Consider the following 12,245-nt stretch of genomic DNA (forward strand, 5'->3'; position numbering starts at 1 on the left):
CTTTCTTTTTTTATAAGGTCCAATGATGAACAATCAACTGCTCTATTCTGTTGAAGACAAACCGCCTTTTGGGTTGGGTTTGTTACTTGCTGCACAACATTTGTTGGCAGCGCTTGGCGGCATTATTGCCGTGCCATTGGTAATCGGTAATGTGCTTAAACTCCCCACTGAAGAGACAATCACCTTAGTGAATGCCGCCTTGTTGATTTCCGGTGTTGTCACCGTTATTCAATGTCGTGGTTTAGGCCCAATTGGTATTCGTCTGCCCAGTGTGATGGGGACCAGCTTCACCTTTGTTGCAGCCGCATTGGCAATCGGCTTTAGTGAATATGGTGTTGCCGGTATCCTTGGGGCTTCTTTAGTGGGATCTTTGGTGATGATTATCGGCAGTTTTTTTATGCCCTATATTCGTAAACTTTTCCCACCGGTGGTCACCGGCACGGTTGTGATGATGATAGGCTTAAGCCTAATTCCTGTTGCAGTGGATTGGTTTGCCGGCGGACAGCGGGGAGATGTCCATTACGCAACGCCTGAAAATTTGATGATGGCTAGTTTTGTGCTTGTTATCGTGGTGGCATTAGTACAATGGGGGAAAGGAATCTTTTCTGCGGCAGCCATTGTGATCGGTATGATGACGGGTTATGCCCTTTGTCTTATTTTGGGTTGGGTCAATTTTGAGGGCGTGGCGAACGCACAAACTTTTGCCGTGCCACAACCCTTGCATTTCGGTTTAGCCTTCCCTATTTCAGGGATTATCGGGATGTCGATTGCCTATTTAGTTACCATTGTGGAATCAAGCGGTAACTTCCTTGCGCTAGGGAATGCCACCAATACGGAAATCACTGGCAAACATTTACGTGGTGGCGTACTGGCAGATGGATTAGGCTCTGCACTTGCTGCAATAATGTCCACCACGCCTTTTTCTTCTTTTTCGCAAAATATCGGGGTGATCTCCTTAACCGGCGTAGCTAGTCGTCACGTGGTTGCTCTTACAGGTGTATTACTGGCATTTGCGGGCTTGTTTCCTGTGTTCGGTGCATTAATCGTATCGATTCCATTACCTGTGCTGGGCGGTGCGGGCTTGATGATGTTCGCAATGATCATTGCTGCTGGTATTCAGATGTTGGATAAAGTGGAACGTAGCAAACGCAATGGGTTAATTATTGCCATTTCAATCGGCTGTGGTCTAGCCGTGACAACCCGTCCGGAATTGCTTGATAAACTTCCACACTTTTTCAAAGAAGTGCTAGGCTCAGGCATTACCGTTGGATCATTATTAGCGTTAATTTTGAACCTTATTTTGCCGAAAGATAAAGAAGCCACAAAAGAGAACTAAAACAAAAAACACGCGACAAGGCGTGTTTTTTCCTTTTATACCACCGGTTTTTGTCGATAAAAAATCAGTCCCGGTAAGGCAAGTCCGAAGACTAATGCGCCAAGAATAAAGGTGGTATTTAAAAAGGCACTTGTCATTTGTTCTAGTAATTCAGCAGAATAACCATAGTGATGAATCTGCACCAGTGAAATCATTGCTTTGTAAGCGTGTACACCGGGAATCATCGGAATAATCGCCGCAACGGTAAAGGCTTTGGGATGAGCCAAATAATAATGGGATAAATGCACGCCAATAAAACCAATGACACAAGAGGCAAAAAATGTAGAGAATACAATCGGTACATCCATATATAACAACAAAGTGCGTGTAACGTGTCCCAGTGCGCCTAAAATCGCACAATATTTTAAGGCTTTCACCGGCACATTAAACACTAACGCAAAGCCCACTGCCGGAATGGCGGCAAAAAACATATCATCAATCAAACTCAATAAAAACGCCATTAATGCCCCCAAGTTGCAATATGCAAGACACCCAATGCCAATACAATGCCAAGACAAGCCCCGAAGGTTAAAATCGTGGCGATCGTCCAACGCCCTAAGCCCATATTTACATAGCCTTTTAAAATATCCGCCAAGGAGTTAATGAGTGGGAAGCCCGGCACGAGCAACAATACACTGGATGCCAAGGCAATTTGCGGATCGTTTCCCCAATTATATTTCAAACTCATACCGGAAATGAGCGAGGCGACAAATGCGGTAATCGCAAACACAATGAGCAGATTGTAATGGCGTGTTGAAAATTCCTGTCGAACAAACATTCCCACCGCCGAAGCCACAAAGGTGATGAAACAAATCAACCCGTCCCCGCCCGATAAATGCGCGAAAGAAGCGCAAGACAAACCAATCATAAAAATCACTAAAGTGCGGTTATATTTTAGGGGTTTTAGCTTATCCAACTTCTTTTGTGCCATATTCAGATCGTAGAGCTTATGTTCTACCGCAATCACAATGCGTTGCACATCCGTTACCATTTGCATATTAATGCCCTTATCCGTGTTCTTTCGTGCCGTGGTAATACAATGTTGTTCCGATAACGTGGTGATCACAATGGCATTGGGTGAAAGCGCACATTCCACACTTTCCACGCCAAGGGCAACCCCTAAACGCTGTGCCATTTGCACCACTACCGCACTTTCTGCACCGTGCTGTAATAAAAGCAATGCCGTTTGCACACAAGCACGTGTAACGGCACGTTGGTATTCGTGTTCCATATTTATGCCAAATAAAAAAATCAATACCGAAGGATTTTACCTATTTCATTTAAAAACACGCCAAAAACAAACCGCACTTATGATCCAAGTCAAAAGTGCGGTTCGATTTTTTTATATTTTGAGATTAACGCTTCACGACTTTCGCCTGCTTAATCATATTGTCTGCCACTTCCAAAATGGTGATTTGCAAGCCTTCAATTTCGCAAACCGTGCCTTCATCGGGAATTTCTTCTAAATGTTCAAGAATCAAACCGTTGAAAGTACGGGCATCTTCCGTATCCAATTCCCAACCAAACATTTTATTCAGATCACGCAGGTTTGCCGAACCGTCAATAATGATTGAACCGTCCGACTGTTGTGTCACTTCCTCATCAATACTTGGTGCCGTGGAAGTGGTGAAATCGCCCACAATTTCTTCCAAAATATCTTCTAAGGTTACCAAGCCTTTAATGTCGCCATATTCATCCACCACCAAGCCGATCCGTTCTTTATTGGAACGGAAATTGGCAAGCTGAATTTTAAGCGGTGTCCCTTCCGGAATAAAATACACTTCGTCCGCCGCACGAATGAGGGTTTCTTTGGTAAATTCATTTTTTTCCAATAATAAACGGAAGGCTTCACGCACTCTCAAAATGCCAAGAACCTGTTCATCCAAGCTCCCTTTATAAAGCACCACACGGTTATGGGCGGCGTGGTTGAGCTGTCGCATAATGGCTTTCCAGTCATCATCAATATCAATGCCGCCAATTTCATTACGCGGCACCATAATATCGTCCACCGTCACCGTTTCCATATCAAGAATGGAAAGCAACATTTGCGGGTGTTGCTCATCCGGTGTGGCTTCACCTGCCTCGGAAACAATACTTCTTAGCTCTTCACGGCTGATCATTTGTTTTTGCATATCCGGTTTTAAGCCCACTAAACGCATGAGTGATTTGGTGAAAATATTCATCAACCATACCAGTGGGTAGAAGATCTTTAATAAAAGCGTCAAAATATGACTGGAAAATAACCCCACTTTTTCCGGATGCATTGCCGCAACGGTTTTTGGAAAAATCTCAGAAAAAACCAACATCACAAAGGTAAGCAAGCCTGTCGCAATCGCCACTCCCGCATCGCCATACAACCGCATACCAATCATTGTGGCAATGGCGGAAGCACTGATATTCACAAGGTTATTAAAGATAAGAATAAAACTGAGCAAGGTATCGGGCTTTTCAAGCAATTTTTCGGCTTTTTGCGCCCCTTTGTTACCTTGTTCGGAAAGAAAACGCAGGCGATATTTGTTAAGAGAAAGCAAACCGGTTTCCGAGCCGGAAAAATATGCCGATAAAACCAAACAAATGACAAGTGTAATAAATAAACTACTAAGGGGAATACTGTCCAAGGGATAATCCTTTTGTTGATTAATCATAATCCATAGGGCAATGTGAAGATCGACAAATAAACATCGATAAAATTTCTACCTGCTATGGCACATTCAATGATAAAGGCGAACTGGTTGGTTCGCCCTTATTTTAAATCAATCGACTACCGAAATAGGCAATCGTGAGCAGGATGATACCCGAAATTGCATAAATAATCATCCTTTTTCCTCGCCAACCGAGCTTCCAATGTCCAAAAAGGGCAATCCCAAACACAATCCAAGCTAAAAATGAAAAGACGGCTTTATGAAGACTTTCCGCCGTCAAACTGCCAAGAGAATGATAAATACCGGAAATCAACGTCAGCGTGAGTAAGATTTCTCCAATGGCAAACAAGCGGGAAAAATGGCGTTCCACCGTCATTAAGGAAGGCATTACCGGTGAAAACACGGTTTTCTTCGCTTTCAGGCTGCGATCAATCCAAGCAATTTGAATGGCGTAAAGGGTGGCAATAAAACAAACGGCATAAGTAAAAATTGACAAGCCAATGTGAAACAACATCACCGAATCTTGATTTAACAATCGAATAATATGGCTTGGCATTAACACCGCTAAAATTAAATTGAGAATAGAAAAGGCAAACACAATGGGCAATAAAAACCAAATTGAATTCACCATTAGCATTGCCAACACTGCCAACGCCGCAATACTCACACTCATTAATGACCCTATTTCCACCAAGGTAAACGTATGCGCTTGTGCCAAGGCGTGCAAAGAAGGATAAAGACTAACAGCGTGTAAAATAATGGCGGAAAGTGCGGTCAAAAAAAAGGGAATTTTTTTCGGACGCTGTGTTTTATCCGCAGAATGAAGCAATGGCAAAATCATCAACACGCTTGCCAAATAAAAAAGTATCGAAAAAACAGCAAACCACATAATCTCTTCTCATTTATTAGGAATGGTTCGTATTCTATCCTTGTCGTCACCAATTCGCTATAAATTTATTTGAAATGATGAAAAACGCCCAAATTTCGGTATAATCACGCCAATTTTTTTGAAGAAAATGCAGGATTTATTATGTTTGAGAACCTTTCCGATCGCCTGTCGAAAACGCTACGCAACATCACGGGCAAAAGTCGTCTAACGGAAGATAATATTAAAGATACACTACGCGAAGTCCGTATGGCATTGTTGGAGGCAGATGTTGCCTTGCCGGTGGTGCGTGAATTTATCACCAAAGTAAAAGAAAGTGCGCTTGGCGAAGAAGTGAATAAAAGTTTAACCCCGGGGCAAGAATTTTTAAAAATCGTTCAGCGTGAGCTTGAAAAAGCGATGGGCGAATCTAACGAAAGTTTGAATCTCGCCACCCAACCGCCTGCGGTCATCTTAATGGCAGGTTTGCAAGGGGCGGGGAAAACCACTAGCGTGGGAAAACTGGCAAAATTCTTGCGTGAACGCCATAAAAAGAAAGTCTTGGTGGTCTCTGCTGACGTATATCGTCCTGCGGCAATCAAACAGCTTGAAACCTTAGCACAATCCGTTGGCGTGGATTTCTTCCCATCTGATGTAACACAAAATCCGGTAGATATTGCCAAGGCTGCCCTTGCCGATGCAAAACTCAAATTCTATGACGTGTTAATTGTGGATACCGCCGGTCGGCTGCACGTTGATAGCGAGATGATGGATGAAATTAAACAAGTCCACGCTACATTAAATCCAATCGAAACCCTTTTCACCGTGGATGCAATGACCGGTCAAGACGCGGCAAACACTGCCAAAGCCTTTAATGAAGCCTTGCCTCTAACGGGGGTGATCCTCACCAAAGTGGACGGCGATGCTCGTGGCGGTGCGGCATTATCCATTCGCCAAATCACCGGTAAACCCATTAAATTCTTAGGGGTTGGGGAAAAAACCGAAGCCCTTGAGCCATTCCATCCGGATCGTGTTGCCTCCCGAATTCTCGGTATGGGCGATGTTCTCTCACTCATTGAAGATCTTGAACGTTCCGTTGACCGTGAAAAAGCGGAAAAAATGGCACAAAAATTCAAGAAAGGCGATAACTTCACCTTGGACGATTTCCGCGACCAACTGGTTGAAATGAAAAAAATGGGCGGAATGATGTCAATGTTGGAAAAACTGCCGGGGGCGAAAAATCTGCCCGATCACGTAAAAAATCAAGTGGATGACAAAATGTTCATCAAAATGGAAGCCATTATTAATTCAATGACGTTAAAAGAGCGTGCCAATCCGGATATTATTAAAGGCTCCCGCCGCCGCCGTATCGCCTTGGGTTCCGGCACGCAGGTGCAAGATGTCAACAAATTGCTTAAACAATTTGATGAAATGCAACGAATGATGAAAAAAATGCGTAAAGGCGGAATGTCTAAAATGATGCGTGGAATGCAAGGTTTAATGGGTGGCGGTATGGGCGGTCTCGGAAAACTGGGCGGAATGTTTAGACGCTAGTCGTTTGTCAGGTTGTCCCCTTCCCTATCTCCGCTTGTTGAGAAGGCGAAGAGAATAGCAGGAATGTTATACCAGCCATTTAATTTAACTAATTGAAATCACTTGTTTTTTGATAAGGACACGAGCGTCGCGTCCCTACCGTTCACGTTATTTTGTCCACTATGCCGTTATTTATAACGTTCATTTATTACAAAATAATGCAAAACATTTCAAATTTTGACCGCACCTTATAAAAAAATCCCCTAAGGAGAACCTTAGGGGATTTGCTTAAATGGATCTAATGGATATCATTAAATGATTTGGACACCTTGTTGAATATAGATAGCCTCATCATTAACCTCACCCGCTGATGTGCGATAGGTATATTTATCATAAGTAATACCATCGTGCATCACATCGGAGTCTGTTTTTTCCCAGAAATTCCAGTTGGATTTAATGACACCACCGCCATCTTTAAATTTAGCACCATCAATGTATTTACCATTATCACCGAAGTCTACAGTATCATTTGTGCTACCTTTAATATAGATAGATTTTGTTGTGTCATTGGCTTGGTTAATATAATCATTACTGATACCAATTGTTTGGGTTGTTGGTGCAGTTAAATCAATCACTTCAAAATTCAATACATTTTGTAAGCTAACTTTACCGTCAGATTTAGTGAGTACTAATGTATCATCACCTTCTCCGCCATCAAGTCTACCCCACGCTGCACCGGTTTCAATTCTATCCCCCATAATAGCGACATCATCGCCGGCACCTAATTTAGCTTCTTGTCTTGCGAACAATCCACTCACCACGAAGGTATCATTACCGTCACCCATATCAATCACACCACTTGCAGGTGCTTTTGTTCCGACAGATTTCGCAATAAATACATCACTGCCCTCACCAAAGGTGATGGTATTCTTATCGTGCATTGCGCCAACTTCCATATAGTTATCACCGTTACCAAAATTAATGGTTTTACCGCCGGCAAAATCTTTATTGACATCGGCACGCAACACATCGTTGCCGTCTCCATAGCTAATATCTAAACCTGCAGCTTGTACGGTCGTACCACCGAAGTTAACGATATTATTACCTTCGCCCATTCTAATATTGTAGTTACCAATAACAAATGTTTCACTAAATGTGAGTTTGTCATTGCCATCTCCCATATCAAAATAACCATCGGTATCCGCCCCCATTGATTGGACTGTACCACGAACTTGGATATGGTCGTCACCTTTCCCCATTTCAATGTGAACTTGAGCCCCAACAGCAATTTGGCGACCAACGGAACCATTATACAAGCCCATTCCACCAAAGTTATCTAAACCGACAATAAGGGTGTCATTACCATCAGTAGAAACAAACGCGCCGTTGTCCTTATCGGTAGATGATTGAGCAAAACCTGTAATAATACCTTTATCAAATCGAGTACCATTAGGATCCGGACCGACATCTGCTGTATAACTTGTAAACAAGTTTCTCACAGCATTAATTTTTGTTTCAGATACGTTACCTGCGGCATCAATTATCTGAAGGGTAATACTACCGTTTACCTTACGATTCCAGTTTGCGAGATTCAAGGTATAGGTGCCATCACCATTATCAACAACATCTTTAAGGGCTGATTCACCCGTTCCGGTATAGTATTTATACTTGATGGTTGCACCAAGTTCAGAAATACCGTCAGCTTGAAGCACCATAGTATTAGTATCTGAGTTTAATTCTTTAACATCCATTGATTCAACAATCGTATCTAAACGGTAATTAAAGACTTTCTCAGATAAATCTGTACCATTTGCATCTTCTATCTGTACTTTATAACGATAAAGTGTATTGACGGTTTCCGGTTGTGGCGTTGTCGGTTTCACTGTGTAGTCAAGACCGTTATTTGTCATATCGGCAGTGAGATCTTCAACACGACCTTCATTGCCATCAACGATGGTGTAACGTAACACTTTAACAACTTGACCTGCTTGAGGTGCTTTATCCAATGTGAAATGAAGCTCTGCACTTGGATCGTTAGTTAAACCGGTTTGGCGTGTCATTGCTTTTGTTGCATCAGTATCAGCCATACCATCAACACGACCTACATATTTGTCGGTATCCGTATAGAAATTCGCAACATCCGGATTATCATCCGTTAATTTATCTTCAAGATAAATATCCGTTACAACCGGTGCACTTTCTGTCTTATCTGTATCGGTAATCGTTTCTCCATTTACAGTCACTGTAGCGCTCACATCATAAGATACATCAAATTTAGGGTTATTAAACACGGTTGTTACGTCTGTCACTTCATCTTCACCAGTTCCGGTAACAGTTGTCGTCACAGTGCTTGTTGGAACTTTAAGCTCCCAAGTTCCGTTAGCCGCAACCGTTGCTTTACCGGTATAGTAGACTGTACTATCTGCTTGCTGAATAGTAATGGTTACTTCTGTATTTTCAGGCACATTATTCGTTGTACCACTGACAACAAAACCTTTTTCAACTTTAGTTACACCATTTTCAGTGGCATTACTGATTTCCACTGTTGCAATATTAGAAGGTAAGAATTGAGCATATCCGTCAGTCCCTTCAGTAACCTGTGCTTGACCTGCGATATTATTAATATCAATCTTCGGTGTTTCATCCGCTTTAGAAGTATCATTAACCGTAACTTCGTTACCTTCTACTCCACCTACCGTGAATTTACCTGTTTCAGCCTCTTCCGTTGTTTCATCTGCTTTCACCGGTGTGGTGATAGTGAATGAAGTTACTCCTGCCGGTACATTCAATGTACCGTCTGCATTCATTTTTACACCATCAGAGAAGGTAAATGTTGTGCTGTCATCAAAGTCATCCGCACTTAATTGACCTGCACCTGTGCCGTTTGGCAAGCTGAAGGCTAATTTTTCGTTACCGTTATTGTTTGTCAATTTCACGGTTGTTTCGATGCTTGCACCTTCGTCTACCGGAGTACTTGATACGACACCTACGCTAGCCCCATTTGAATCTGTGCTTGGATCAACGCCTGCATTCACACTATCTGTGCCTGAAAAAGCCGAAGAATTCGCACGATTACCTGCATCATTTGTACCTGTTGCAGAAACTAGGGTACTATCTTGTACACTATCTTGCGGAATAGTAATTGAACCATTAGCCCCAGGCGTGTAATCTGTGTTATCACTTGTCCAGTCTCCGTTTGAATCTTTAGTTAAAGTTACCACTACAATAGTACCTTCCTCATCAAGGAACTGTACAACGACTTTATTATTATCTGCACCTGGTGTTACGGTAACAGAACCATCTGTGGTACTTGGGATTACATCAGGTTTATCTGCTGGATCAATAGGGGTGGTAGAACTATCTGTAATCGTTGCTTCCGCACTATCCACACCGTCAATACTCACCTTCGCTGTTTCATCGCCTTCAGTTTTGTTATCAGCAATGGTTGGGTAAGTAATAGTAAATTCGGTTACGCCTGCCGGTACATTTAATGAGCCGTCAGTATTTAACGTAACACCATCACTGAATGTTGGCGTACCAACATCTTCTGCCGGATTAATAGGTTTATTGGCACCACCTGAGATACCACTAAATGCTAAAGAAGGGTTACCATTGTTGTTATTCAACTTAATTGTTGCAACAAGATTATCACCTTCATTTACAGGGCCATTTAAGGTAATCGCATCAGAGTCAGCAAGATGGGCATTGCCACTATCCTTACCTGCTTCACCTGTGCCTGTATCACTGTTACCCGCGTCATTTGTACCTTTTGCCGTTACAATAGTTTCATCTTTCACACTATCTTGTGGGATCGTAATGCTACCGTCTGATGAATTCGCATAATAGGCAGGATTATCACTTGCCCATGTACCTGTTGCAGGATCTTTGGTTAAGGTTACTGTGACTTCTTCATCCTTTTCATTTGTAAAAGTGATTTCTACCTTATTATTATCAAGCCCCGGAACAATTTCTACCGAACCATCAGTCGTGCTTGGCGTTACAGTTGGTTTATCTGCCGGTTTTGCCGGCGTTGCTGAAGTGTCGTTAACTGTAACTTCGTTACCTTCTACACCACCTACAGTAAATTTACCGGTTTCGGCACCTTCTGTTTTTTGATCTGCTTTCACCGGTGTGGTGATAGTGAACTCAGTTACACCTGCCGGTACATTCAATGTACCGTCTGCATTCATTTTTACACCATCAGAGAAGGTAAATGTTGCGCTGTCATCAAAGTCATCAGCATTTAATTGACCTGTCGCGGTGCCATTTGGCAAGCTGAAGGCTAAGTTTTCGTTACCGTTATTGTTGGTCAATTTTACGGTTGTTTCGATGCTTGCACCTTCATCTACCGGAGTACTTGATACGACACCTACGCTAGCACCATTTGAATCTGTGCTTGGATCAACGCCTGCATTCGCACTATCTGTGCCTGCTAAGCCTTCACCTGTATCGCTTTCACCTGAAGGATTTGTGCCTGTTGCAGTGACTTTTTCACCGTCTTTCACATTATCTTGTGGAATAGTGATTGTGCCGTCTGCACCCGGTGTGTAATCAGGATTATCACTTGTCCAAGTTCCGTCTGAACCTTTGGTTAAGGTTACCGTTACTTTGTTACCATCTTCATCAGGGAATTCAACAACCACTTTGTTGTTATTCGCGCCCGGTGTGACGGTAACAGAACCATCTGTTTCACTTGGCGTTACAGTCGGTTTATCTGCCGGATCGACAGGGGTGGTAGAACTATCTGTAATCGTTGCTTCCGGACCGTCCACACCTCCTACACTTACTTTAGCCGTCTCATTGCCTTCAGTTTTGTTATCGGCAATAGTTGGGTAAGTAATAGTAAATTCGGTTACGCCTGCCGGTACATTTAATGAGCCATCTTCATTGATCGTTACACCATTGCTAAATTTTGGCTCGCCAACATCTTCTGCCGGTGTAATACCATTATTTGCACCACCTGAAATACCACCAAATGGTAATTTTGGATTGCCGTTATTGTTATCCAATTTAACGGTAGCAATCAGATCATCACCTTCATTTACAGGACCATTTAAGGTTACGCCATCTTTAGCCACACCTGCATTTTGACTATCTGTCGGTGCTTTATCGGAACTTTCTGCAGTTTTACCCGCATCATTTGTTCCTGTTGCTTTCACCGGTTCACCGTCTTTCACATTGTCTTGTGGAATAGTGATTGTGCCGTTTGCATCCGGTGTGTAATCAGGGTTATCACTTGTCCAAATACCATCAGGGTCTTTTGTTAAAGTAACGGTTACCGGATTACCTTCTTCATCAGGGAACTCTACAACCACTTTGTTGTTGTCTGCTCCCGGTGTGACAGTGACAGAACCATCTGTGTCACTTGGTGTCACACTTGGATTATCAGCCGGATCACCCGCCGTGTTTTTATCAGAGCTTTCATTTCCTGCCGGATCTTTCGCCACTGCTGTTACTTCGCCACCATCCTTCACTTTATCATCAGGAATGGTCGCTGTTTTTTCACCGGCTGTCGGACTTGGAATAATTTCAGGTTTATCACTTGTCCAATTACCTTCTGGATCTTTAGTCAATGTAACCGGAACGGTTGAACCATCTTCTTGTGGTACATTTACAACCACTTGATCCGCATCGTCCGGTAAATCTACTTTTACACTACCGTCATCATTTGGTGTGATAGTCGGTGTTGACGGCGGTGTCGTATCCACTGTGATAGTTTGCTCACCTGTTGCAGAGCTATTACCTGCCGGATCGGTTACTTTCGCTGTCACAGTAATATCACCATCACCGGCTACCAGTACATCAACTGTGGTGTAACCATTGTTAATCA

Annotated in this window: 7 protein-coding genes; 2 read left to right on the forward strand and 5 right to left on the reverse strand. The window is 42.8% G+C overall.

What is annotated here, in order from left to right; all coding sequences use genetic code 11:
• Positions 1-25: 25 nt before the first annotated feature.
• The gene (locus BKL49_RS10490; RefSeq protein ID WP_077425212.1) at positions 26-1,336 is read left to right on the forward strand and encodes a nucleobase:cation symporter-2 family protein; all 1,311 of its coding nucleotides are present in this window, start codon (positions 26-28) and stop codon (positions 1,334-1,336) included.
• Positions 1,337-1,371: 35 nt separating this feature from the next.
• Here the strand turns inward: BKL49_RS10490 and BKL49_RS10495 are convergent, their stop codons facing one another.
• The 4 genes from BKL49_RS10495 to BKL49_RS10510 all read right to left on the reverse strand — a co-directional run bounded on the left by BKL49_RS10495 (position 1,372) and on the right by BKL49_RS10510 (position 4,906).
• Positions 1,372-1,836: a threonine/serine exporter family protein gene (locus BKL49_RS10495; protein WP_077425214.1), complete on the reverse strand. Its 465-nt coding sequence runs from the start codon at positions 1,834-1,836 to the stop codon at positions 1,372-1,374.
• Positions 1,836-2,606, reverse strand: a complete 771-nt coding sequence (locus BKL49_RS10500; protein WP_077425217.1) for a threonine/serine exporter family protein — start codon at positions 2,604-2,606, stop codon at positions 1,836-1,838. Before BKL49_RS10500 ends, BKL49_RS10495 begins: the two co-directional genes overlap by 1 nt.
• A gap of 124 nt (positions 2,607-2,730) precedes the next feature.
• Entirely contained in the window at positions 2,731-3,993 is a 1,263-nt protein-coding gene (locus BKL49_RS10505) for an HlyC/CorC family transporter (RefSeq protein WP_077425230.1), read from the reverse strand.
• 130 nt (positions 3,994-4,123) lie between these two features.
• On the reverse strand, positions 4,124-4,906 hold the full coding sequence (locus BKL49_RS10510; RefSeq protein WP_077425219.1) for a cytochrome C assembly family protein: 783 nt from the start codon (positions 4,904-4,906) through the stop codon (positions 4,124-4,126).
• A gap of 141 nt (positions 4,907-5,047) precedes the next feature.
• Here BKL49_RS10510 and ffh point away from each other — a divergent pair, with 141 nt between their 5' ends.
• The gene (gene ffh, locus BKL49_RS10515) at positions 5,048-6,436 is read left to right on the forward strand and encodes a signal recognition particle protein (protein WP_077425221.1); all 1,389 of its coding nucleotides are present in this window, start codon (positions 5,048-5,050) and stop codon (positions 6,434-6,436) included.
• Between the two features lie 290 nt (positions 6,437-6,726).
• Here the strand turns inward: ffh and BKL49_RS12360 are convergent.
• The coding region (locus BKL49_RS12360) for a beta strand repeat-containing protein (protein ID WP_425271886.1) at positions 6,727-12,245 on the reverse strand (5,519 nt) is incomplete at its 5' end.

It is taken from the genome of Rodentibacter myodis (genome assembly GCF_001999305.1).
Lineage (GTDB): Bacteria > Pseudomonadota > Gammaproteobacteria > Enterobacterales > Pasteurellaceae > Rodentibacter > Rodentibacter myodis.

Excerpts from the sequence above, each read along its gene's own strand:
- BKL49_RS10495 (WP_077425214.1), bottom strand. The coding sequence starts at position 1,836 with ATGGCGTTTTTATTGAGTTTGATTGATGATATGTTTTTTGCCGCCATT.
- BKL49_RS10510 (WP_077425219.1), bottom strand. The coding sequence starts at position 4,906 with ATGTGGTTTGCTGTTTTTTCGATACTTTTTTATTTGGCAAGCGTGTTG.
- BKL49_RS10500 (WP_077425217.1), bottom strand. The coding sequence starts at position 2,606 with ATGGAACACGAATACCAACGTGCCGTTACACGTGCTTGTGTGCAAACG.
- ffh (WP_077425221.1), top strand. The coding sequence starts at position 5,048 with ATGTTTGAGAACCTTTCCGATCGCCTGTCGAAAACGCTACGCAACATC.
- BKL49_RS10490 (WP_077425212.1), top strand. The coding sequence starts at position 26 with ATGAACAATCAACTGCTCTATTCTGTTGAAGACAAACCGCCTTTTGGG.